Here is a 24,048-nt window from a genome sequence, read left to right as displayed (position 1 = left end):
AGATCCAGCCTTGCCACGTCGACACATCGGTGAAGTCCGAGACCCACAACGCGTTTGGCCGATCCGAAGTGAACTGCCTGTTGACGTGATCGAGCGGGCACGGCGCCTTCGCATCGCTCACCGTCGTGCGCACCGCCTTGCCGCGGATGACACCGCGCAGGCCCTGGCGCTTCATCAGACGCTGCACGGTGCAGCGCGCAACAGCGAACTGCTCCCGCCGCATCTGCCGCCAGAGCTGACGCACACCATAGACCTGGAAGTTCTCGTCCCACACACGCCTGATTTCAGGCATCAACGCCTCGTCCGTCTTGGCCCTTGCCGAGCGCAACTCAGGATCGGACCTTTGGGCCGCGTGCGCGTAGTACGTCGACGGGGCGATCGGCAACACCTTGCAGATCGGCTCGACCCCGTGAACGTCGCGATGGTCGTCGATGAAGCGCTTCACCTCGTGAAGGGGCGGTCGAGTTCCGCCTGGGCAAAAGACGCCGACGCCTTGCGCAGGATCTCGTTGGCCAGGCGCAGCTCGCGCACCTGGCGCTCAAGCAATCTGATGCGCTCCTTCGGCCGTCGTCACGCCCTCGCGCTTGCCGGCATCACGCTCGTACTGACGGATCCAGCCGCGCAACGTCTCGGCCGTACAGCCCATCTTGGCCGCCACCGACACAATCGCCGACCACTGCGACGCGTACCGCCCTGGTGCTCCAGGACCATCTTCACCGATCGCTCCCGGACTTCTGGGGAACACTTACTTGCTCTGCTCATGGCTCCATCTTCTCAAGTGTATGGAGCCTCCGGGGTTCCCGGGGGGTTCAACTGGTAGTCAGCTCGATCGTCTGGCTTTCCAGTAGTAGTTCGTCAACGCCTGCTGCGCGGTCACCGTCTTGGCTTCGACAAACGACAAGAACCGCGTTTCTTCTTCGGCATCGGTGGCCTTGAGCAGCACGCTGACGCCGCTGAATTCTCAATAGCAGACGCCGCGACCGTAATAGTCCTCGTCCTGCATCAGATCCAGATACACGGTGCCGCGGTATTCGGTCTCGGAAATCTTCTTGAGCACGACATTTTCCTGGCTGGTTATGCGGCCGGCGGTGCCGGTTTCGGGCTGGATCTTGCCGCACTGCTGCTCGTTGCTGACATCGTATTGCGCCGCAGCTTCCACCAGACCGAAAGCGCCAGGCGCCTTGTTCAGGGTGAGCGCGACCTCGTAAGCCTTACGCGGGCTCGGATTTAACTTGGCAAGACCGCGGCCTCCGGCCTCGACGTCGGCTTCTGCGGTGGCCTCGGTGGCGGGGGAGTGGGTCTGGGTCATGCTGGTCTCCGGGGAGTTACAGGCTGTAAGCAAAAGGGCCAGCAGGCTTGGGGTCAGAATCTGGCGCAAGGCCGGCCTCCGTGGCGGGTGGGCGGCCAATCTAGTGCGCGCGTTCGAGGGGTCAATCGAAGCTGCGTGAGGATGCGCCTGCCATACCAGTTGTACATGACAGCAAAGCTGCGATCATCAGACCAGCTGCCGCTAAGGAGCGCGCGCCATGCGCAACCGTTCGCCATCACTGCCGCAACAGACATCGGTCGCCGCGCGCATGCCCTGGCGCAGCAGCTTGCGCATGCGCGTGCTGCTGGCGGCCACCGCGGTGCTGGTGGTGTTGCTGGCGGCACTGGGAACGGTGTTCTACCTGGGCGAGCGCGCCGAGCTGGTGGAGGCGGCGCGCACCGAGGTGGATGGCTTGACCGAACAGACCGCAGGCAGCCTGGCGGCACTGCTGGATTCGGTGCAGGTGAGCGGGCACATGCTGGCGGCCAGCAGTAGTGGGGTTGGGCTGCAGCCGTTCAATCTGCGCGCGTTGCTGCTGGCCACGCTGACCGGCGACCCGGATATCGCTGCGGCACGCCTGATCATCCAGCCGCGCACGCAGAAGGCCGGCGACAGCGGATTTGTCTGGTACGTGCATCGCCGCGGCACGCGCGTAGTGGAGAAATCCGCGTTGGAATTGGGTTACGACTATCGCGCCATGCCCTGGTATCTGCGCACCCAGCGCGAGGGCCGCGCGTGGTGGTCCGAGCCGTCCCTGGATACCGATGGCGGCGATTTGTACACCAGCTACAACCTGCCGCTGCGCCGGCCCGGCGATGCGCCGGATACGGCGTCGGTGGGCATGGTGAGCGTGGACCTGCCGCTGCAGCACCTGCGCAAGATCATCGACCAGCTGCCGCGCGACATCGGTATCCAGCCGATGCTGTTGTCGCCGGAAGGCATGCTGGTTTTAGGCCCCGGCCCGGCGCTCAATCTGCATTATTCGTTCAATACCTACGTGCGCCGTTCGCGGCCGGATCTGCGGCCCTTGCAACGCGCGGTCGCTGCCGGCCAGCCGATTTCGTTTACGCATACCTCGCCCGATGGCGAGCGCTTTTTGACCCATAGCGCGGCAGTGGGGCGCAGCGGCTGGACCTTCGTGTTGTCGGCCTCGGAAGGTTATGTGCTGGCCGGTCTGAACTGGCTGGCCGCGTGGGTGGCACTGGCGGCGCTGCTGGGTGCGGTGATGTGGTGGTGGTTGATGCGGCAGATCACACGCAAGTTGACGCGGCCGATCGACGAACTGACAGACACCGCCGAGCATTTCCGTCGTGGCGAATTCGAATACCCGTTGCAGCACATCGAACGCGATGACGAAGTGGGAGTGATGGCGCGCGCCTTCGACAGCGCACGCGATGCGATCCGCCACCACATCGCCGAGATCGGCGAAATGACCGCCGCACGCGAGCGCATGCACAGCGAGTTGCAGATTGCGCGCGAGATCCAGAAGGCCATGCTGCCTTCCGGGCGCACCTTCGAACGCGCCAGTTCGCATCTGGAAACCTGCGCGTGGCTGGAACCGGCCAAGGCGGTGGGCGGGGATTTCTACCACTTCGTCGAAACCGAACCGGGCTTGCTGTGGTTCGTGGTGGGCGATGTCTCCGACAAGGGCGTGCCGGCGGCACTGTTCATGGCGCGCGCGGTGAGCGTGCTGGAAATTGCCGCGCGCCGGTACAAGCGCCCGGACACCATCCTGATTGCCGCTTCCAGGCGATTGGCCGAAAACAACGAGACCTGCATGTTCGCCACCGTGCTGTGCGGCCTGATCAATGTGGTCAGTGGCGACTACTGGTTGGCCAGCGCCGGGCACGAGCCGCCACTGTTGATCGATATCGACGGGAAGGCTCGCCCCTTGCCGCTGGAAACCGGTGCGCTGCTGGGGATCGAGCCGCAGGAGTCCTACCCGGTGCTGCAGGGCCGCATGCGCGCCGGACAGACCATGCTAGGCTATACTGATGGGGTGACCGAGGCGATGGACGAGCACGGCGCCCGCTACGGGCTGGAGCGTTTGCTGGCTGCGCTGCGCCCGCATCGCAGTGCGGCGGCGCAATGCAAGGCCGTGATTGCCAACGTCGCGCGCTTCACCGGTAAGGCCGATCCATACGACGACATCACGCTACTGGCGATTCGGCTGCGCCAGGAGCATGCTGGGCGAAATGTTGCCGGGGAGGCAACCACACGGTGATGCTCGAGCTGGCCATCGCCCCGTCGCTGGACTATCTGGCCTATGTCACCGACAGGCTGGAAGACTCGCTGATGCGCGAGGGCCTGGGCGCAGAGCGCATCGGCCACGTGCGGCTGATCGTGGAGGAACTCGGCTGCAACGCCCTCACCCACGGCCAGCCCGCGGAACAACCGTTGCGGCTACAACTGAAACTGGATCCGCAAGCGCTGGTACTGGAGCTGCACGATCCCGGCAAGGCTTTCGATCCGCGCGCGATTCGCCTACCGGACCTGGCTGCCGAGTTCGATCAGCGCCCGATCGGCGGGCTGGGGTTGTTTTTGGTGCATCAGCTCGCCGATCACATCGACTACCGCCGCGATGGTGCATACAACGTGGTGCGCGTCACTCTTCTTCATCCGTACGCCCCTGTCCCCGAGGCCTTGTCATGACCACGCTCGCCATCCAGATCGACCCGCCGAAAGACACCCGTCAACGCGTCATCCTGACCGGGCGGCTGGACACCCACACCTACCAGGACCTGGACGCGGCGCTGTTGCCATTGCTGGGCACCCACATCACCACCCTGGTGCTGGATCTAAGCGCACTGGAATACATTTCCAGCGCCGGCATCCGCTGCATCTTCAAGGCACGCAAGGCGCTGGCCACGCGCCATGGCAAGGTGCTGGTGAGCAATCCGCAACCACAGATCTGCAAGGTCTTCGATCTGGTGAAGGCGGTGCCGTTAAGCGACGTGTTCGCCTCCACCGAAGAGCTGGACGCGTACCTGGCCGCAATGCAGCGCAAGGTCATCGAACAGAGCACGCAAAGCGATACGCCGATCGTGCCGCACTTCGAAGAAGCGTAAGCGCGCCATCGCCTGCGCGCACATGTGGGAATGGGTGCGCGCGGGTACGCGCGCAATCTTGGTTAGGCGATGACGCCCTGCCCTGCGTCTTGCGCTGCCTGCACTGATCATTTGCGATTTCGACGGCACGCTTGCCGATTCATTCGTTTTCTGTCTGAGCACACAGCGGCTGCTGGCAGCGCGGCATGGGTTCCGCGCGGGGAAGCGCATGCAGTGGATGCCGCGCGCCGGCTGAGCATGCGCGCGCTCCTCAAGCAGTCGGGATTCAACACCTGCATCCTGGCGAACGCGATGCGCTTGGGCCGGGTCTGGCGGTGCCGGCAGACACGGCCCCACCCTGCAGGGTGCCCAGACCATGCGGTGTTGGCTGCGCCATCGATGCACACCGCAACGCACGCATACCCGTTTTGATCGCAACTGGCCGCCCCCTCACAACGACAAAGGCCCGCCGAAGCGGGCCTTTGCCTGGACAGCAGCCAGACCGATTACTTGGCTGAGGCATCCTTCGCAGCCGCATCGCCGGCCTTGGCCTGCAGGGCTTCGGTGGTGATACGGATCTTCACTTCGTCGCTGACGTTCGGGGCGTACTGGCCCAGACCGAAATCGCTGCGCTTGATGGTGGTGCTGGCGTCGAAACCAGCAGCCAGCACCTTCTTCATCGGGTGCTCGCCGGCACCATTGAGGGTGACGTCCAGCACGACCGGCTTGGTCTGACCCTTGATGGTCAGATCGCCAGTGACGGTCAGCTTGTTGGTACCGGCAGCTTCCACCTTGGTGCTCTTGAAGGTGGCGGTCGGGAACTTGGCCGCGTCGAAGAAATCACCGCTCTTCAGGAGTTCGTCGAACTTGGCAGTGAAGCTGTTCAAGCCGGACAGCGGCAGGGTGACCTGCACGGTGGACTTGGTCACGTCGGCCGCGTCGTACACCAGGGTGCCGTCGACATTGCCGAAGTGCGCGCTCGGGTTGGAGAAGCCGAAGTGGCTCCACTGCGCCAGCACGTCGGTGTGCGACGGATCCAGGGTGTAGGTGCCCGAAGCCACTTCCACGGCCGGGGCGGCCGGTGCCGGTGCCGGTGCCGGTGCAGCAGCGGCGTCGGCCGGGGCGGTGGCAGCAGGCGTGGTTTCGGCGGCCGGCGCGGCGGTGTTGTCGGCCGGCTTGGAGCAGGCGGCAATGGCCAGAGTCAGGGCGAGCGGCAGCAACAGCTTGTGGGTGGTCTTCATTGAAACTCCATGGAATGAGAGACACGTTGGATCAACGCGGGTGGGACAGATGCAGACGGACGAGGACTGCAGGAAACCGAGAGACCATGTACGTCAAGACGGTGAACCAGATCAAGCGGTCAGCCGGCGAACGGCCAACTGCATCGCTTGAACACGGCTGGCATGCGCGGTGTGCCGGAGCTCACGCCCCGCACGCATGCAGGCATCGCTTTATTCGAAGCGCGCGGCTTCGTCGAAGCTCAGGCGTGGCGAACGCGGGAACAGCCCGGCCGGGTCGCCGTAGCCGAGATTGACCAGGAAGTTGGACTTGATCGGCGTGCCGGCGAAGAACGCCGCATCCACCTTGGCGTTATCGAAGCCGGACATCGGACCGGCATCCAGTCCCAGCGCACGCGCGGCCAGGATCAGGTAGGCGCCTTGCAGCGAGCCGTTGCGGAACGCCGATTCGGCGCGCCCTTCGCGCGGGCCGTCGAACCAACTCTTGGCGTCGGCATGCGGGAACAGGTACGGCAGCTTTTCGTGGAAGTCTTCATCGTGCGCCACGATCACCGTCACTGGCGCGGCCAGGGTCTTGGCGGCATTGCCCTCGGACAGCGCCGGCTTGAGCTTGGCCTTGCCGTCGGCGCTGGTCACGAACACAAAGCGCGCCGGGCCGCTATTGGCCGCGGTGGGGCCCCACTTCACCAGCTCATAGAGCTCGCGCAGTACCTCCTGGCTGACCGGCGTGTCGGCGAACGCGTTCTGCGTGCGGGCGGTGCGAAACAGCTGATCCAGTGCGGCGGCGTTGAGCGAGTCGGACATGAGCACTCCAGAGGAAGGGGGGTGCGACGGTAGGCTGCGGCGTCGGCGCCAGTGTGAAGACCCGCAGTGTAGAGTGACGCGATTGCCGCCACACGCGTTCAATCTGAAACAAATCTATGTCGGATCTGAAACGATGGGGCTGACCTGGGCGCTGAGCGACGGCCGCGCCGGCAATGCGCGTCAGGCCGAGGCGCTGGCGCGTACACTGCAATCTGAGGGCTTTCAGGCCATCCACCTGCAGCCCAAGGCGCCGTGGCGCTGGGCGGCGCCGCGGCGGCTGCCCGGCGCCCGACAGGCCTTTGGCGCGCCATTCGACCGGCAACTGCAGCAGCCCCCAGCACTGGCCATCGGCTGCGGCCGGCAGGCGGCGCTGGCCACCCGGCTACTGCGTGGCCGTGGCAGCCGCAGCGTGCAGATCCTGGACCCGCGGCTGGACCCACGTCACTGGGACCTGCTGGTGGTGCCCGAGCACGACACACTGCGCGGCGGCAACGTGCTCACCCTGCTCGGCAGCCTGCACCCGGTGGACGATGCGTGGCTGGCGGCCGGGCGGGCGGCCTTCCCCGCCGTGGCCCGCTTGCCGGGCCCGCGCCTAGCCCTGTTGATCGGGGGGCCCACCGACCAGGTCCCGTGGACATCCCAGGCGCTGGCGGCGTTGTGCACGCGCGTCAGCGCTCACCTGCGCACGCTGGGCGGCAGTCTGCTGGTCACCACCTCCCGCCGCACACCGGGCGATGCGATCGCTGCGCTGCGCGCGGCCTGCGCCGGCCTGCCGCACCTGCTGTGGTGCGATGAGCGCGATGGACCTAACCCCTACGCTGGACTGCTTGGCTGGGCCGATGCCATCGTGGCCAGCGCCGATTCGGTCAATCTGCTCTCCGAAGCCTGCGCGACCCGTGTGCCGGTCGCTGCCGCGTTTGCCGAACAGGCACGTGGGCGCGTTGACACCTATCTGCAGGCGTTGCGACAACGCCAGCGCCTGCATCCTGTCGATGAAGTTCTCGCCAGCGCGGTCGATATCGTGCCTGTGCGCGAAACCGAGCGCATCGCCATGCAGGTGCGCGCGCGCCTGCTGCCATGACCCAAGGCCCGCCAGCGGGCCACCGAGACAAGGACGCTTCGCATGACAGGGACGATCAACGCGCGATGGACGCGACACACCCGGCGCAGGGCAATCGCGCTGCTGGTACTCGCCGCATTACCGCTGGCCGCCACCGCAGCAGCACCGCGTTGCGTGCCGCGTTACCCATCGCCGCAATGTTCGACATGGCCACATCCACCGCGCAGGCGCTGGATGCGCTGCCCGACGCCAAGGTGGTGCTGCTGGCACGTGGCGGCCAGGATCTGAGCCGCTATGGTCTGAAACATAGCCACCTGGCATTTGCCGTGCGCGACGACGATGGCAGCTGGCGGGTGCGCCACCTGCTCAATCGCTGCAAGAGCGATGCGTCGCAGCTCTACCAGGGATGCCTGAGCAACTTCATCGGCGAAAGCGCGCTGCGCAGCGATCTGCGCGTGGGCGTTCCCACTCAGGCACTGCAGCAACGTCTGCACGCACTCCTCAGCGGCAGCGGCGATCTTGCCCACCGCCTGCATGAAACGCGCTACAGCATCGTGGCGTATCCGTTTTCCACCGACTATCAGAACTCCAACCAATGGGTGCTGGAAGTGCTGGCCGCCGCAATGGCGGCCGATGCGCAACCGGTCGCCACCATCGCCGGTCGCCGCAATGCACAGGCATGGCTGCGCACCGCGCGGTATCACCCAAGCACCCTGCACCTGGCTCTGAGCCAGCGCATCGGCGCGCGCTTTGTCGCCGCCAATGCGGCAGTCACCGATCATCCTGTGGGCGAACGTGTGTCCGGTAACTATTCGGTGGTCACGGTCGAATCGGTGTTGGACGTTCTGCATCAGCGCGACGCGGTGGACAAGGAACTGTCGATTGCACGTGCCGCCCCTACTCCTGGAGAAACGCCATGAAACCTGTTGCCCTGGTAGCAGTGCTGTCGTTCGCCACCGTGACGCTGCCTTGCGCGCAAGCGGGCGAGATGACGACGTGTGAGGACACATCCGGGTTCTATTCGGCATTGGCGGTGTCGACTCCCGTGCTGGTCGTCGGTGGAGCCTTGGCGTCTGTGCTCTTTCCCACATCCATGGCAGTGCAGGCAGCCCGCAATGCCAGCAGCAACCCGCGTGCCGCCACACTGCCGCCGATGCGGGTGCAAGCAGTGCAGACGTTGCCGGAGGGCGAAAGCGAGGTGCAGTTGGAAGACCCGAAGCAGGTAGACGCCACCTTGTCGCTGCGCTGGCAGGCACGCCAGGACGATCCCGCCGCAGGCTTCCAGGTCGGCGAGATGGTGACGTTCCAACCTAGCCCCGCAGGCAGCGGCTGGACCGTGCATGCCGAACAAGGGAAAGCATTGGCGTTCGTACCGACAGAAGCGGCTGCCGCATACAGCAGCAGCCACACGTGGTGACACGCACACCCCGCGCTGCAGGCCGAGGCCACATCCGGTCGACCACGGCGTGATCGTCGTGGCATCGGCGTCGTTGCCACGACGCCGATGCCACCAAGCGCACTGCGTTTACGGGTTGCTGGGAGAACGCGGAATGCCGGCCGGCGCTGCGTCCAGCGCACCGATCATCAACCGCACGATCGGCGTTCCCAGGCCCGTGGTGTAGTTGTACTTGCCCGCGATCGGCACATCGTTGCTGACCACCCCGTTATTGCCGGGGATGCCGCGGTGGAAGGCTTCCGGTCCATTGGCGGCCAACCGGTACAGATAGTCGTTGAGGTTGCCCTGGCGGCCCTGCTTCTGTCCCAGCAACGCGGCCACGCTGGCGAACTCCGGCGCGGCGACGCTGGTGCCGACCAGTTTGTAGATGAAGCAGGCGAAGTAGATGGACACCGAGCTGGTGTCCTGCTGACAGGGATGCCCGGCGATCGCCGGGCAACCACCGGCCAGCATGCCGACATCGGGCAATGCGCGCATCGAGGTGCGCGTGCCACCCAGCGGGCGCGACTGATACGCCGGGCGTTGGAATAGCGTGCTGACGCCGCCACCCGCGCCGAAGTATCCGCCACTGAGCAGCGCGCCCACGCCATAAGGATCATTCGCCTGTAACGGGTCGGCATAGGCGCTTTCGCTGACGTAGCCCGAACCCAGGCTGTCCTTCTTGTAAGCGGTGAACAGGTTGCCACCACCGACCGCGGTCACATGCGCATCGGCGGCCGGAAATTCCACACCTGGGATGTAACGGCCATTATTGCCCTCTACCAGGTACTGCGTGTCCGCGCACTCCAGGCCGGCGTTGTCGCCGCTGGAGGTGACGAAGGTGATGCCTTGCGCGTTGCCTTGCTTGAAGACGGCATCGAACAGGCCAGCAACGGAGGTGGCATCTCTGCCGCTGTTATAGGCCGCGGTGAAGTACTTCTCGCAGACCCCAAACGAAGAGCTGACCACGTCCGCTTCATTGTCCTGCACGATCTGTCGGTAGCCGGCCAGCAAGGAATCGAGCTGAGGTCGGGGACCACGTACAAGAGCACGTGCGCGCCTGGTGCACCGCCAAGGGCCATGTCCACATCGAGCGTGGCCTCGATAGACGCAGCCTCATTGCCCTCGTGCAAGCCGGGCTTGGCGCCGGCCACATAGTGGCGCGCGTAGAGCGTCGGATTGGCATGGTTGCCGGCATACAGGCTGAAGTGCTCGTGGTCGAACATCGTGGCGATATCCGAATCCAGCACGTCGCCGTTGATCAGGACGGCGATCGTGCTGCCGCTGCCATCGAGCCGATGTTGCTGCCCCGGCGCGCCGATCATCGTCTGGTAGGACGGATAACCGTAGGCCTGCTTGAGATCGTTGTACCAATAGCTCGTGGTGCCCTTGCCATAGCGGTTGCTGGGGTCACTGGCCACCACCCGCGAGTTCAGGTGCGCCGGCGGCAGGCCGCGGGTCAAGCCGGTAACGGTCACGCCATTGGCGCGCAGCGCGGCCGGCAACGGCGGCGGCAAGGCGTGCCGGCTTCAGGTCGGCGACCAGCGGCGCAGCGAACAGCCGCTCCACGCCATCCGCATTCGCGCTGACATGCAGGTTCGGCCCCTGCTGCACCACACGCATGTGCGCGGCCTGCAACGCGGCACGCACTTGCGCGAGCTGCGCCAGCGCGGGGCCGAAGCGACGTTGGAATTCGGCAGCAGACAACCACTTGTGATGCTGCGGCGACAACGGATCCTGGACCTCCGCAAGGAATGCGTCCAGTCCGGCCTGATCGCGCGATGGCAAATGCACGTCGAAAAACACCGGCGCTGCACGCAAGGTCGCCGTCATCGCGGCAAGCTTGGCCTCTGGGACGGGCGGGGCGGCGTTGGCGGCACCGCCTGCGGCCAGTGACGCAGACAACACGACAGCCAGCAGCGGCCGACGACGAATACGATCAAGCATGGGCATCTCTCCGGGGGTAAAGCGAACAGGCGAGGCCGGAACGGCATCGCAGGGGCGTGCACGACCGATCGCAGACCGACGATGCATGGTCAGATCGACACGGGTGGGGGATGCGTGTGCCTGCTGCGCAAACAGTCGAGCCGGCCTCACGACGTGCGACATCACCCTGCTGCAGGGGAGTAAAGAAATCAGCGCGCTGGCGGTGCGACACCATCACCACACTGCATCTTCGGCAGCTTTCTCTATCGGCATCGGCATCGGCGTCTCGCTGGGCTTGCAAGGGCCGCCATCATTCATAAACGGCGACAGCGCCAGTCTCAACGATACGTGCGATGTTCGCTGCCGAAGCGCCGGCGGGCGAGAGTGTGTCACCAACAGCGAGGCGCGCTTGCCGTCTGCTGCGTGTGCCACTCCACGACGCATCGCCGCGCGTTGCTGTCTAAAGATTGCATGCGGTCGCTACGAGCACGTACAGGTGCGCGTGTCGCGCCCATACACCCGGCGAGGTCACGATTTCGCCGCTGCAAGAGCTGCCCTTCTGTTTGCACTCACCATAGGCAGATGATCCCGTCGATCGTGCGTGACACGCACATGCAATCGATGGCCACACCATGTCACTGCGAAAGAAATTTGCATTCTCTTTGCAGGCACTGCGTGCCCACGCTGCTGCGGACGTGCACGCAACCAAACACGCATGCGTATGCGCTGTCCGGTTGCGGCCGTGGCGCCCACACGTGCCAATTCGTTAGCTGCGCGCGATACAGGCACGGCCCACCGCGCACGCCGGGGCAACGCGTCATGAAGCCGTCATGTGTCGAGCTGATGAGCCCTAACCCTCAGCTAGACTTTTGCTTCAGTCCTGCAAACAGCGTGGTTTTCCTGATGTTTTCCATGATGTGCGCTTTCGGCGTCGCTGACGCGAGGAGCCGGTCCGACGTTATTTCAGCTAGGACGTCATCGTGACATTCTATCGAGCTGGTTTCGCGATAAGTGCGCAGGTGCTGCAGCGGAAGGTCAGGGCTAATCAGGTGTGTCGAAGCCGTGGCAGGGGGCCGCATCGCTACGCTGGTCCATCCCTCCCGCGGCGAGGATAATTGCGTACCCAATCAACGCCGTGTCGCCATGCGCCTTGCCTCGCCACCTGCATTGGCCCCGCTCACCGCCCGCGCATTGACCTGGGCGGTGTTGGCGATGGGTGCGGTGGTGCTACTGTCCAACATCCTGGTGCAGTACCCAGTCAACGACTGGCTGACCTGGGGCGCGTTCTCCTATCCGCTGGCATTGCTGCTCAGCAATCTGATCAATCGCCGCTTCGGGCCGCGTGCGGCACGCATGGTGGCCTGGTGCGGGTTCGCGCTGGCGGTGCTGCTCTCATTCTGGCTAGCGACGCCACGCATTGCGGCGGCCTCGTGCAGCGCCTTCATCGCAGCGCAGTTGCTGGACATCAGCGTGTTCGACCGCTTGCGCAACGGTCACTGGTGGCGCGCGCCGATCGTGGCCACCACCTACAGCGCCAGCTTGGATACGACCATTTTCTGGAGCATCGCCTTCGCCGGCACGGGCTTGCCGTGGATCAGCTGGGCTGCCGGCGATCTGGCGGTGAAGCTGGGCATGGGCGTGTTTCTGCTCGGTCCGTTCCGCGCGTTGCTGTGGCGTAGCGCGCCGCGTCGGCAGAACGCATGACGCGCTGGCGCGTGCGTTGCTTACCCGAGGACGGCAACGCATCGTTCTTGTCGGGTGCCACGCACGCATCGAATGCAGCGCACCCACCACTGCACTCACAGCGCTGCTTCATCCTTGCCCAGCGGAAACGTCAGGCGCTGCACACGTGCGGCATTGAAGATGGTGCCGCGTGCCTGCTGGATGGCCGGCGTCGGTGCGATCAGGCGCGGGCGGCGGTCCAGCGTGCAACTCAGGCCGGCATCCACCAGCGTTGCATGCGCCTGATGCAGTGATGCGGCGCTGTCGTCCGGCAGCCAGTGCACCTGCACCAGCGCGTCGATCAACGCCGGCGTATCGCAAACATCGAGTAGCTGCGGTTGCTGTGCCGCCAGGCCGAGCACGCCGGCCTGCAGCACGAATTCCAGATCCACCAGGCCGCCCGCACCTTGCTTGAGATCCAGCCGCCCCGCATCGCTGCGATCCAGTTCGGTGCGCATGCGTGCGCGCATCTTGCGCACGTCCTCATGCAACTGCGCGGTGTCGCGCACGCGCATCAGCGTGTAGCGACGCACCTGTGCGAACGCATCGCAAAGGACAGCGTCGCCGGCAACCGCGCGTGCACGCACCAGGGCCTGATGCTCCCAGGTCCAGGCGCGCTCGCGCTGGTATTCGCGGTAGCTGGCCAGCGACGACACCAGCGCAGCCTTGCCGCCATCCGGGCGCAAGCGCACATCGATGTCGTACAGACGGCCGGCGCCGGTCTCGGCAGCCAGCAGTGCCATCACCTTCTGTGCAAGCCGCGCAAACCAGCGCCCGGCTTCCAGTGGGCGCTTGCCGTCGGAGGCATCCACCTCGGGCGGATGATCGTAGAGAAACACCAGATCCAGATCCGATCCGAATCCCAGTTCCATCCCGCCCAAACTGCCGTACCCGATGATGGCAAAGCTACCGCCGGACACGTATCCATGCGCTGCCACCATTTCGATGCGCGCCAGGTGCAACACGGTCTGCACCACGGCTTCGGCAAGCCAGGCCAGTTGCCGGGTGCTCTCCACCGCCTGTTGGCGGCCATCCAGTGTGGCCAGTGCAATGCGGAAACTGCGTGCAAGCCGGCGCTCGTTGAGCTCACGCAGCGCCGCTTCGGTGTCGTCGATGTGCACGATATCGGCGCAGGCCGCGTGCAGCGCTGCGCGATCCGGCAGCGGGCCGCTGATGCGGGTGTCGAGCAATTCGTCCAGCAGCAACGGATACGCCGCCAGCCGCTCGGCCAGCAGCGCACTGCGCGAGAGTACATCGACCAGGCGGGCAAGCGCGCTGGGTTGCTCGTCCAGCAAGGAGAGATAGCTGGTGCGGCGCAAGGTGGCCTGCAGCAGGCCAAGCATGCGGGGCACCGCCGCATCCGGCTGGCTGGCACGGGTGGCCGCGTGCAGCAATGCCGGCATCACCCGATCCAGCCGCGCACGCGCGCTATCGGACAGCCCGCGCACGCCGGAGGAATGCGCAAAGTCGGCCAGCGCCTGATGCGCGCCGCCGGGATCGCTCAAGCCCATCCCCGCTAACGGCGCCGCATCCCCCGCGGGCAGCGCGCGCCAGTAATCGGCAAGCGTGTCCGGTGCGGTCGCGCGGACGCGCGGAGCCAGCAGTTCGGCAAATTCGGCCGTTACCCGTGCGCGCTGCGGCGCCAGCGCATCCAGCAGGGTCGCCCACTCCGCGTAGCCCAGACCCAGCGCAATCCGCTCGCGATCCAGCGGTGCCTGCGGCAATGCGTGGGTCTGCGCATCGCGCAACATCTGCAGGCGGTTTTCCAGCCGACGGAGAAACCGATACGCCGTGGTCAGCGCTTGGCCATTTTCTTGATCGATCTGACCTGCAGTCACCAATGCGCGCAGCGCGGGCAACAACCGGCGCTCGCGCAGACTCGGCTCGCGCCCGCCGCGAATCAGTTGCAGCGATTGCGCCAGAAACTCGATTTCGCGAATACCGCCAGGCCCACGCTTGATATCGTCCAGACAATCGTGCCGGGCCACTTCGGCGGTGATGGCGGCCTTCATCTCGCGCAAGCCGTCCAGTGCGGTGAAATCCAGATACCGCCGGTAGACGAATGGCCGCAACGTTTCCAGCCAGGCTTCGCCGGCGTCGATGGCGCCGGCCACCGCGCGTGCCTTGAGCCAGGCATAGCGTTCCCAATCGCGTCCTTCGCGTTGAAAATACTGGTCCATGCCGGCGAACGACAACGCCACGCGGCCGGCGGTGCCGAATGGACGCAAGCGCAGATCCACGCGATGGCTGAACCCCTCGGCCGTGGCTTCGTCCAACAACCTGGCCAGCTGCTGGCCCAACCGCGCGAAATATTCTTCGGCCGCCAATGAGCGCGCACCATCGGATTGGCCGCCCTGCGGATAGGCGTACACCAGATCCACGTCAGATGAGAAATTCAGCTCGCCACCGCCCAGCTTGCCCAGCCCGAATACGACCAAGCGTTGCACGCTGCCGTCGTCGGCAATGACCTTGCCATGGCGGGTAGCGAATTGCTGCTCCAACGCCTGCAGCCCGCATTGCATGCAGTGTTCGGCCAGCCGGGTCGCGCCGGCCAGGGTGGCCTCCACGCTATCCAGACCGAGCACATCGCGCCACACCAGACGCGTGGATTCGGCGCTGCGGTAGCGCCGCAATTGCGCCGGCCACAGCTGCGGCTGCGCGGGATCGAGTTGCGGCAACGGCAGCGGTGGCGGATCGGGGTGTGCCAGGTGCTGCAGCAATGCCGGTTGCCGCGCCAATGTATCGAGCGCGAAATCGCTGGCGAGTGCGACCTGCGCAAGCTGTCGATCAAAATCGCCGCCTGGCCACACCTGCCAGGCAGGCAGCGATTGACGGACACGCGCCACGGCCCGCTCGATCAGAGCGGCGAGCGCAGGAGACAGGGAAGCGGTAGGTATCGACATGGTTGGATTTTGGCATCCCTGGCACGCAAGTGGCGCGTGCATGCGCAAACGCGGCAAAACGCACGCAACAGAACGTGCAGCATTTCGCCGCTTTGAACATCTCGCTGACGCAAGCCTGACGACACCCATGCTGCACTGCGGCTTTCGCACGAGGCTTCGCCATGTCGTCCACCACATTGCCTGACACGTTGCTGCCCTCGCAGATTCCGCTCGACACGCACGGCAACGATCCTGCGCTGCCGCCCAGCCTCCCCTTCCTGCATCTATGGACTGGGCCGGATGGCAAGAGCTGTCTCAACGCCTCGCAGCTACCCGGCTTCGGTAGCAAAAGCGTGGGCGGCGGCGCAGCACCGCAGTGGTTGCGACCGTTCCCGGGCGAGGTGCTGGGCATCCAGTTCGCGGTGCTGCCGGTGGGCTGGGTCGGCGACTGGCATGAAAGTCCGCACCCGCAGTGGGTGATTCCGTTGCGCGGCCGCTGGTTCATCGAAACCGGCGACGGCACGCGCGTGGAAATGGGCCCGGGCGACATCCACTTCGGCCAGGATCAGGGCACCGCCGATCAGCGCGGCCACCGCTCCGGTCAGTTGGGCGATGAGCCCTGCCTGCAGATGATGGTGCAATTTGCGCAATCGCCCGGTGCCGCCACCGCGCATCCGTTCGGCCATCCGGCACCGCGTTGATGGACAGCCACTGCCGCGTTCGCGCACCCGGTGCCGCCCAGCCAGCCGATTGCCCGCCACCCACCACACAGCACGCGGCCCTCGCGGCGCGGCTAGGTCACGCGCGCCTGCACACCCTCTATGACCAGGCCACCTGGAGCGAAGGTCCGGCCTGGTGGGAGGCGCAGCGCACGCTGGTGTGGAGCGATGTGGTGGGCCGCCGCGTGCTGGGCTGGCGCGAAGACGGCGCGGTGGACGTGCTGCTGGACGCTACCGCCTTCACCAACGGCAATGCGGTGGATACGCAGCAGCGGCTGGTGCATTGCGAACATGGGCGCCGCGCGATCACCCGCAGCGAGGTGGATGGCCGGGCGCATCTGCTAGTGGGGCGTTTCGAGGGCAAACGGCTCAATTCGCCGAACGATCTGATCGTCGCGCGCGATGGCGCGATCTGGTTCACCGACCCGCCCTTCGGGCTACGCAAGCCCAGCCAGGGCTGCCCGGGCCCGCAGGAACTGGACCATCACGGCGTCTACCGGCTGCCGCCCGATGGCGGCGCCCTGCAGTGCATGGTCAACCTGGATCATCCCAACGGGCTGGCGTTCTCGCCCGACGAACGCGTGCTGTACGTGTCGCAGACGCCCGAAGGCGGCCCAGGCGCACCGGAGATCACCGCCCTGGATTGGCACGATGGCGCACTGCACAACCGTCGCCGCTTCGCAGTGGTGCCGGAAGGCCTGCCGGACGGCTTCTGCGTGGACTGCCAGGGCTGGTTGTGGAGCAGCTCCGGCGCGGGCGTGTGCGTCTTCGATAGCGGCGGCCACGTGCTTGGCTTGGTGCCGACGCCGCACACGGCCTCCAATTGCACCTTCGATCTGGTGCAACGCCGCTTATTCATCACCGGCGGCAGCACGTTGTGGCTGCTGGACCTGCAGCGATAAGAGCGGCTACCAACACGACTCCGCCGCCGTCAGGCGGACCTGTCCGCGACTGGCCAGGCGGCGGATCAGCGCTTGAACCGGCAACGTTCAGGCAATAAAAAAGCCCGCTTGCAGCGAACTGCCAGCGGGCTTTGCTCCCTCCCCCACGTCGGGATGCGGAAGCATAGTGCGCGCGCCGAATCCGACTTGCACGCTGCAGTGCAAAACAATACTGATAAGTACATAACTGGTGCTTTTTGTTCACATCAGCGCATGCGCTTCTGTGATCAGCGCATCAGTTCCAGCTGTGCGCGATACCACTCCTGTGCATGCAGGAGATGCCACTAGGGCGCATCGCCGCGCAGGCACACCGCTGCACTCAGCAGTCCCCAGCGGGCCGGCAGGCTGCCGCTGCGTCGATGGCCCTGCAAACGCAGGCGCGCATCGACCTAAAAGCGTTGGTTACGTGCCTGCAACCGGTCGACGATGACCGTTTCGCCTTGCCAATGCACGCGTGCGGTCACTTGCGCCTGGCCGGCATCTACCAATTGCAGCATCCAGTTCGGAATCGAACGGTCGCGTGTATACAACGCCATCAAAAATGCCAGGTCGCGCATCTGGATGCGCACACGTCCATCCACACCGACCGGCTGACGCCATTGCATGCGCGTGTCGTCCAGCACGATGCGCGCCCACAGACTGCGCATGGAGTGCAATGGCAGTTGCCGGCCTTGCACGCGCAGGTCGGCATCCAGCGTCAGCCCGGCATCGGCCGGTTCGGGCATGCTCACCTGTACACGCATGTTCTGATCGACCTGCAACTGCGCGGTCAGTTCGCCCAGCAATGTGGCCGGTGTGCGCGTACTGTCGTGCAGCGGCACGCGCCAGTGCAGTTGGCTGCCGGGCTGCAATGCACCGCGTATCCAACGCAGCTCGCCATCTGCACGCCCCTGGCCGGCACGCGTTGCGACCGCATGCCGGCCCTGCGCATTGCGGGTGACATCCAACGCTGCGGTGTCGCCATGCAAGGCAATCAGCGCATCGGTTAGCTGTAATACCGCCAGCCCGCGCACCTGGTCTGGCTAATGCCGCGCGATGCTGGCTTCGACACGTACTTGCCCATTGCGCATCACTTCGTGTTCGCCCCAGCTCACACGCGCCGATTCGAACACTGCACGCGAAGGGAAGATTTCCATCGACCCGCCACGCAGTTGTTTGAACAGGCCCAATTGCAGCTGACCCTCACCTTCGATGTGCAGCTGATGCACCGACACGGCCTGCAGGTGATCGGCAACGATGCGGTCGAACTGCAGGGTCCAGGCGGTTGGCGGTAGTGGTGTGCTGGCGTGAGCGTCGGCGCACCGGGCTGATTACGACGTACTCGCTGTGGGCGTCGCGTTCGTTGCAGTCGTTGCGCGCGGATGCTGCGCGGGCGGCTGCGTCGCCGTTTTTTCGACATTGCGCGTTGCTGTCGCCGTCCCCTCGCTTGCTGAAGCGGCCGGCATATCAGCGGCATCCTTCACCGGAGCAACCGCAGCACGCCTCGCTTGCGTCGCCGCAGGCGATTGCGTCGCTGCGACGACCGCGGCCCGCATGCCGCCATGCACGCCACGCGCATGCAGTTCCGGCACCAGCAGTTGGCAGTGCAGCAATGGGAGTAACCGAATCCGCCCGCTCATCCTCTGCGCACTCACCTTCCAGTTCGTACGCGTGGACTGGCCTTGCAGATCGACATTCCACAGCACCAGACGCCCGGGCCACCAAGTCAGCCCCGGGCCCGATTGCATGGCGAATTTATCGGGCGAGCGATTCAGCGCGGCCGGGCCGAGCGGTGTGTTGAGCAGCAGATTGCCCAACAGCACATAGCCCGCGTACAGCGTGATCAGCGCCAATAGCGGCCAACGTAATGCGCGCGGCAAGGCGCGCCAACGGGCGCGAACAGGCATCATCATCACGGCAGGCTCCTGAAAACCGCGCACGCGGCTCGGCACAGTGTGCCAAGCCCACCGTGAGCAGGACGCAGTACGATCACGCCAGCGCCTGCATCACTTGGTCTTGGCGACCGGCGGCAACAGTCCGGGTTGTGCGTCATACCACTCACGTGCGCCGGCCAGATGCCACTGCCGCTGCTTGCCATCGAGCTCGATGCCGGCGCCGAACACACCACAGCGCAGATACAGATCGCCGCGCCGCTGCGCATCGTTCAGGGCCAGCCGCGCACGCAGCGGCAGACGCGCATTTTCCGCATGCAGATCGTCGACCAGCAACTGCTGCTTGCGCCAACGTACCCGGCCGGTGGCATCCAGTTCGCCCGAATCCAGCAAGCCCAGTACCCAGCGCGGATAGTCTGCACGTTGCTCGAACACCGAGAGCAGCGGCGCGATATCGTGCATGCGAATGGCTGCATCGGCATCCACCTGGAACGGTGCGTCGGCCTGGATGGTGCCGGCACCCACCTGCAGCTCGCCCCACCAGCTGGTGTCTTTGCCATCGTCGCCCACGCGCATATCGCGCAGACGTATGCGCGTGCCGCTGAGGTCGAAGAACGTGTTCTTGAAGTCTGCGCGTTGCAGCGTTGCCTGCAACTCGGCATCGCCGCGCATCTGCACGCCGGCCAACGCCAGATGCGCGCCGCGCCCGCGCAAATTTGCATGTCCACTGCCGACATCGCCGGACGCATTGAGCGCCACATCGCCGGTCAGACTGCCGCTGCCACCGAGCAGGCGCACGTTATTGCCCGGCAGATAGCGGTTATAGACCGTGAAGTCGGGCACACGCGCATCGTTCAAACGCAGCTGTGCCTTGAGCGTGTCGCTCAGACGGGCCAGCTCGGCATCGCCATGCATGGCCAGTCCTGATTAGCACGATCTTTCAGCACAGTCGCAGCCAGTGAGAGCCGACCGGTCGATGCTAGGAGCGTCGCTCCACCGAGACCAGATCATGGCCATGAATCGTGTGCAGTTCCAAGCCGGGCTGTCGTTGCCGGCGTTCCTCAAGCGCTATGGCAACGAGCAGCAGTGCGAGCAGGCGTTGGAGATCTCGCGCTGGCCACAGGGCTTTGTTTGTCCGCGTTGCGCCGCTACTGCGCACAGTCGATTCCAGCGTCACGGCACCACGTACTGGCAGTGCACGGCCTGCTATCGCCAGACCAGCCTGCGCTCGGGCACGGTGATGGACAACAGCAACGGGCAACGCCTGCATCCTGGAGCAGATGTCTACAGTGATGGACTCGGTGCGTTTCGAGCACTGGAAGCCGAGCACGCGCACACGGTGATCGAAGGCAGCGGTCGAAGTCGCTGCGAGGCAGAGAACGCACGCTGGGTCAACGTGGTGTTGTCCAACCTAAAGCGTTCGCTGGACGGTGCCTATCACGCCTTCAAATTCGCCAAATACGCCCAGCGCTACCTGGCAGAGACGATGTGGCGGTTCAACCGCCGTTTCGATCTGACCCGGCTGGTGCCCAGCTTGCTGGCCGCCGCAGCCGCCAGCAAGCCGTGATCCGAGCGGGCCCTGCGTGATGTCACCCTGTTCACCGCTGAAAGTGCGTGCTAATCAGGTGGCCAGTTGCAGATCGCGGCCCTCCAGCAGGAGTTGTTTGGGCGCATCGCGCGGCGCCGCCTTGAAGGTGGGAATGCTCACGTCCAGATGCGCCTGCGGGGTCGCCGCATCGTCGATGCGACCGTGCGCCTTGGCGATACCGGCCAGTCGCGTGTCGAACACCTGCGCCACCGCTTCCACGCGCGCAATATCCAGCGTGCTGCCGCTAGTGAGCCGCCCCTGTGCAAGGCGCAGGTCCGCCTCGACCAGACCGCCGGCTTCCAGCTGAAACCACGGCTTGCGCACGAACAGCTCGGCAATCCAGTTCAAGGATTCGAACTTCCAAAGCCCGCGCATCTGCCCCGACATGCGCGGCAGCAACTGTGCCGGCTGTTCGAGCGGAACGCTGCGCCCGGCGATGCGCAGGTCGGCGTGCAGTTCGCTGCCGGTCTTCTCATCGCGCGGCAGCCGCGCCTGCACGCGGCTCTCCTGGGCCACGTCCAGTTGCAACGCGAGCATGCCGCGATCGGTGGCACCGACGCCGGCCAGCAGCGGCAGCCTCCACACCGCACGGCTGCCCGGCTGTAGCGCGCCACCGTCCAGGCGAATATCGGCCTCCACGCGGGCTGCCGATGGTCCGCTACTGACGTCCACGTGCGGCGCGCCGGTATCGATCTTCAACGCCACCGTATTGGCCTTCAACTGCAGCCGCGCTCTGGTGATGCCGAGCTTGCGCAAGCCGGGTGCTTGGTCGCGGTAATGGCGTGGAAACTGGAACTGCGCATCCAGCTGCGCGCCGTTGAACACCTGCACCCCGTCGTAGCTGACCACCGCATCGGTAAAGCCCGCTTCGGAAGGAAACAGCGCAGATGGCCCGCCCTTGAGTTGCTTCAGAAAGCCGATCTTGCCGTGCCCCTGCCCGGCGATCAGCAATTTGCCCAGACGCGCGCTGCGGATGCTGTTGCTGGTGATCGCATCAAAGCGCAAGGTCCAGCCCTGGTCGCCACGCGACGGCGGTGGAATCGGCGTATCGGATGTATCCACTTCCGCGCTCACCCCGGTGGCGTGCAGCCAAGGCAAACGGACTTCGCGCCGAAACAAGGCCAGCAGAGCAATACGTGCATGCGCGCGGTCGGCATGGAGACATACACGGTGCGATTGGCCTGCCCGCGCATGCGCACGTTGAAGGCGATGACCTCGCCCGGGAACAGCGTCAGCGCCGGGCCGGTCTGCATGGTGAACGTGTGCGGCTGCCGGTTGGTGCTGGCGTCGAACAGCGGGGTGTTGAGATAGAGGTTGCCGGCCAGCAGGTACAGTGCGTACAGCGCAAGCACCGCGACCACTGCACGACGCCACGGCCGTGGCCAGCGCTGGAAGCGGTCGCGAAGTGAGGGCATGGGCACAGGCAGGAAAGAGTCTGCCGTCACTATCGCGGTTGTGCCGACCGCGACGCGTGAATACGGCCATTGCCGTCATGGGGATTGGGGGTGGCGGTAGAGCTTGGCGATCGGCAAGCGGCCAATCGCTATTGCAAGCTTGCATCCCGTTGGGTGCGTGCACTGGGGTTGTGCTGAAGGCTCGGCATCAACAGGCCGTAGTTTTAACGCTTCTCAAACTTCATTGCTGCCGCCGACATGCAGCGACATCGCAAGGTCACGCGTTGGGCGGATAACGTTACTGCCCGTTCGCTTGAGGTGACAGGAAGGCTCTCTCCCCCTCCTTCCAGTGAGCGAAACGGGTCATCACTCGGTGGTGTCCAATCCGTCGGGCCGGCTGCCTGCGCCGGCCCGACGTTCCTGGCCTGCAGCGGCCATCAACACGCTCACGCGCGAGTCGCGCGATCTCCTCACTGCAGTGCCGGTGGAAGGTGCGAGCGAAGCCTCGTTGCACGCCAGCCAGCGCGTTGCCCCGTCATAGCTCGCCGTTGGCGATGCGCCATGCAGCATCAGCACGCGTTGCCACCGCTGATGCTGCAGTCCATGACTCACGCAGCCTCGGCAATCCGTCGCGCACGCCGCGCGCGCACTGCTGTCGCCAGACGTTCCAGCACCTGCACCGACGTATCCCAACCGATGCAGCCATCGGTGATGCTCTGCCCGTAGGTCAGCGCGCAACCCGGCAGCAATTCCTGGCGCCCTCCGACAAGGTGACTTTCCACCATCACGCCAACGATGCGCGTTTCGCCTGCTTCCAGCTGATTGCTGATGTCGTCGATGACCTTGGGCTGGTTCTCGGGGTTCTTGCTGCTGTTGGCGTGGCTGGCATCGATCATCAGGCGCGCCGGCAAGCCCGACTTGTTGAGCACCTGGCTGGCCGCTTCCACATTGGCTGCATCGAAGTTGGGCTGCTTGCCGCCGCGCAGAATCACGTGGCAATCCGGATTGCCTGCCGTGGCTGCCACGGCGGTATGTCCGTCCTTGGTCACGGCCAGGAAATGATGCGGATGCGAGGCCGCGCCTACCGCGTCCACCGCAATCTTGACGTCGCCGCTGGTGCCGTTCTTGAAGCCCACCGGGCACGACAGGCCGGACGCCATTTCGCGATGCACCTGGCTCTCGGTGGTGCGGGCACCGATCGCGCCCCAGGCCACCAGATCGGCGATGTATTGCGGCGAAATGATGTCGAGAAATTCCACGCCGGCCGGCAAGCCGAGATTGTTGATGTCGCGCAGCAAGCCGCGCGCTACGCGTAGGCCTTTGTTGATCTGGAAGCTGCCATCCAGATCCGGGTCGTTGATCAGGCCCTTCCAGCCGATGGTGGTGCGCGGCTTTTCGAAGTACACCCGCATCACGATCTCCAGCGCGTCGCCGAATTGGTCACGCAATGGGCGCAGGCGCTGCGCGTACTCCATCGCCGCCACCGGGTCGTGGATCGAGCAGGGCCCGATCACCACCGCCAGGCGGTCGTCGCGCCCGTGCAGGATCTTGTGCAGCGCAGCGCGCGCGTTGGTCACGGTTTCGGAGGCGCGCTCATCGCAGGGCAGCAGCGACAGCAGCTGCGAAGGCGGTGCGAGGGCTTCGATCTTGCGGATACGCAGGTCATCGGTCACAGGCGGCATAACAGTGTCTCGGTGGGCGGTGTTGCATCGGGGAGCCAGGCAAGGCGGCAACAAAAAAGCCGCCAGTGTGCGCTGGCGGCTTTTTGGGAATGCTGCTGAAGTGTCCTTCAGGGTGAGCGCAATCCTTCCTCCGCCAGCGGCATTGGAAAACCGTAGTACCAAAAATAAAACTGGCTGCGGGGTGCGTTCATGCGTGCATTGATACCACGCACATTTGCGCGTTGCTACTGTTTCATCGGCAACGGAACCGGGGACGGGGTTGGGCAACCGTCCTTTGCAGCTGCTGGCAGACACGTACAGAGGAGCGCAATTACCGTTGCAGCAGTGATTTGGGCACAGGTTGCAGGGCCGATGCCCCCCTGTCGAGCGGCGACATCGCTGCAGCCAATCGGCTCGATGCGAACAAACAATCAAGCAATGATCGCACCGG

13 protein-coding genes, 8 pseudogenes and 1 other annotated feature are annotated in these 24,048 nt (G+C 65.2%); of the genes and pseudogenes, 11 read left to right on the top strand and 10 right to left on the bottom strand.

From position 1 onward, the window contains the following. A pseudogene (locus tag WJW29_RS14580) lies at nucleotides 1-762 on the bottom strand (IS3 family transposase); the annotation flags it as partial. After that, nucleotides 371-487: a sequence feature (AL1L pseudoknot), on the bottom strand. It overlaps the preceding pseudogene by 117 nt. A gap of 76 nt (nucleotides 763-838) precedes the next feature. Then, nucleotides 839-1,309, bottom strand: a pseudogene (locus tag WJW29_RS14575) (hypothetical protein); the annotation flags it as partial. A 217-nt stretch (nucleotides 1,310-1,526) separates the two neighbouring features. Between WJW29_RS14575 and WJW29_RS14570 the strand changes: the two are divergent. From WJW29_RS14570 to WJW29_RS14555, 4 genes and pseudogenes are all read left to right on the top strand, one after another. Further along, nucleotides 1,527-3,533 (top strand): SpoIIE family protein phosphatase, encoded by a 2,007-nt coding sequence (locus WJW29_RS14570; RefSeq protein WP_011260578.1) that lies wholly within the window; start codon nucleotides 1,527-1,529, stop codon nucleotides 3,531-3,533. Beyond that, nucleotides 3,530-3,961 carry an ATP-binding protein gene (locus WJW29_RS14565; RefSeq protein ID WP_012443890.1) on the top strand — a complete coding sequence of 144 codons (432 nt, stop codon included), beginning with the start codon at nucleotides 3,530-3,532 and terminating at the stop codon, nucleotides 3,959-3,961. Before WJW29_RS14570 ends, WJW29_RS14565 begins: the two co-directional genes overlap by 4 nt. Then, entirely contained in the window at nucleotides 3,958-4,377 is a 420-nt protein-coding gene (locus tag WJW29_RS14560) for an STAS domain-containing protein (RefSeq protein WP_011260579.1), read from the top strand. The genes WJW29_RS14565 and WJW29_RS14560 overlap by 4 nt, the downstream gene beginning before the upstream one ends. A gap of 94 nt (nucleotides 4,378-4,471) precedes the next feature. Continuing rightward, a pseudogene (locus WJW29_RS14555) lies at nucleotides 4,472-4,647 on the top strand (HAD family hydrolase); the annotation flags it as partial. A gap of 215 nt (nucleotides 4,648-4,862) precedes the next feature. On the opposite strand, the gene WJW29_RS14550 reads toward WJW29_RS14555, so the two are convergent. Together WJW29_RS14550 and WJW29_RS14545 are read right to left on the bottom strand one after the other, a co-directional pair. Then, entirely contained in the window at nucleotides 4,863-5,597 is a 735-nt protein-coding gene (locus tag WJW29_RS14550; protein WP_011260580.1) for a YceI family protein, read from the bottom strand. A 210-nt stretch (nucleotides 5,598-5,807) separates the two neighbouring features. Then, nucleotides 5,808-6,398 (bottom strand): malonic semialdehyde reductase, encoded by a 591-nt coding sequence (locus tag WJW29_RS14545; RefSeq protein ID WP_011260581.1) that lies wholly within the window; start codon nucleotides 6,396-6,398, stop codon nucleotides 5,808-5,810. A gap of 133 nt (nucleotides 6,399-6,531) precedes the next feature. Here WJW29_RS14545 and WJW29_RS14540 point away from each other — a divergent pair, with 133 nt between their 5' ends. From WJW29_RS14540 to WJW29_RS14530, 3 genes and pseudogenes are all read left to right on the top strand, one after another. Continuing rightward, on the top strand, nucleotides 6,532-7,479 hold the full coding sequence (locus tag WJW29_RS14540) for an ELM1/GtrOC1 family putative glycosyltransferase (RefSeq protein ID WP_011260582.1): 948 nt from the start codon (nucleotides 6,532-6,534) through the stop codon (nucleotides 7,477-7,479). A 42-nt stretch (nucleotides 7,480-7,521) separates the two neighbouring features. Then, nucleotides 7,522-8,378 (top strand): annotated as a pseudogene (locus WJW29_RS14535) (DUF2145 domain-containing protein). Next, nucleotides 8,375-8,875 (top strand): hypothetical protein, encoded by a 501-nt coding sequence (locus WJW29_RS14530; RefSeq protein WP_027703830.1) that lies wholly within the window; start codon nucleotides 8,375-8,377, stop codon nucleotides 8,873-8,875. Before WJW29_RS14535 ends, WJW29_RS14530 begins: the two are co-directional and overlap by 4 nt. Nucleotides 8,876-8,983: 108 nt before the next feature. On the opposite strand, the pseudogene WJW29_RS14525 reads toward WJW29_RS14530, so the two are convergent. Next, a pseudogene (locus WJW29_RS14525) lies at nucleotides 8,984-10,927 on the bottom strand (S53 family peptidase). Nucleotides 10,928-11,962: 1,035 nt separating this feature from the next. Here WJW29_RS14525 and WJW29_RS14520 point away from each other — a divergent pair. Next, nucleotides 11,963-12,523: a VUT family protein gene (locus WJW29_RS14520; RefSeq protein WP_011409640.1), complete on the top strand. Its 561-nt coding sequence runs from the start codon at nucleotides 11,963-11,965 to the stop codon at nucleotides 12,521-12,523. Nucleotides 12,524-12,618: 95 nt separating this feature from the next. On the opposite strand, the gene glnE is transcribed toward WJW29_RS14520, so the two are convergent. Continuing rightward, nucleotides 12,619-15,444, bottom strand: a complete 2,826-nt coding sequence (glnE, locus tag WJW29_RS14515) for a bifunctional [glutamate--ammonia ligase]-adenylyl-L-tyrosine phosphorylase/[glutamate--ammonia-ligase] adenylyltransferase (RefSeq protein ID WP_011260588.1) — start codon at nucleotides 15,442-15,444, stop codon at nucleotides 12,619-12,621. 161 nt (nucleotides 15,445-15,605) lie between these two features. Here glnE and WJW29_RS14510 point away from each other — a divergent pair, with 161 nt between their 5' ends. Next, complete coding sequence (locus WJW29_RS14510; RefSeq protein ID WP_011260589.1) at nucleotides 15,606-16,124, top strand: hypothetical protein; 519 nt, start codon at nucleotides 15,606-15,608, stop codon at nucleotides 16,122-16,124. Then, on the top strand, nucleotides 16,124-17,044 hold the full coding sequence (locus tag WJW29_RS14505; RefSeq protein WP_011409642.1) for an SMP-30/gluconolactonase/LRE family protein: 921 nt from the start codon (nucleotides 16,124-16,126) through the stop codon (nucleotides 17,042-17,044). Before WJW29_RS14510 ends, WJW29_RS14505 begins: the two co-directional genes overlap by 1 nt. A gap of 323 nt (nucleotides 17,045-17,367) precedes the next feature. Here the strand turns inward: WJW29_RS14505 and WJW29_RS14500 are convergent. Together WJW29_RS14500 and WJW29_RS14495 are read right to left on the bottom strand one after the other, a co-directional pair. After that, a pseudogene (locus WJW29_RS14500) lies at nucleotides 17,368-18,975 on the bottom strand (hypothetical protein). Nucleotides 18,976-19,068: 93 nt separating this feature from the next. Further along, a pseudogene (locus tag WJW29_RS14495) lies at nucleotides 19,069-19,875 on the bottom strand (hypothetical protein); the annotation flags it as partial. Between the two features lie 88 nt (nucleotides 19,876-19,963). On the opposite strand from WJW29_RS14495, the gene WJW29_RS14490 reads away from it, so the two are divergent. Continuing rightward, complete coding sequence (locus WJW29_RS14490; RefSeq protein WP_113114264.1) at nucleotides 19,964-20,521, top strand: transposase; 558 nt, start codon at nucleotides 19,964-19,966, stop codon at nucleotides 20,519-20,521. Nucleotides 20,522-20,581: 60 nt separating this feature from the next. Here WJW29_RS14490 and WJW29_RS14485 read toward each other — a convergent pair. Together WJW29_RS14485 and WJW29_RS14480 are read right to left on the bottom strand one after the other, a co-directional pair. Then, a pseudogene (locus tag WJW29_RS14485) lies at nucleotides 20,582-21,957 on the bottom strand (hypothetical protein); the annotation flags it as partial. 587 nt (nucleotides 21,958-22,544) lie between these two features. Then, nucleotides 22,545-23,618 carry a 3-deoxy-7-phosphoheptulonate synthase gene (locus tag WJW29_RS14480; RefSeq protein WP_011260598.1) on the bottom strand — a complete coding sequence of 358 codons (1,074 nt, stop codon included), beginning with the start codon at nucleotides 23,616-23,618 and terminating at the stop codon, nucleotides 22,545-22,547. Between the last annotated feature and the right edge of the window lie 430 nt (nucleotides 23,619-24,048).

The sequence above is a fragment of the Xanthomonas sp. JL1 genome (assembly GCF_038405005.1).
Note: the sequence above shows the minus strand (reverse complement) of the source record. Positions and strands in the feature narration are given on the sequence as shown.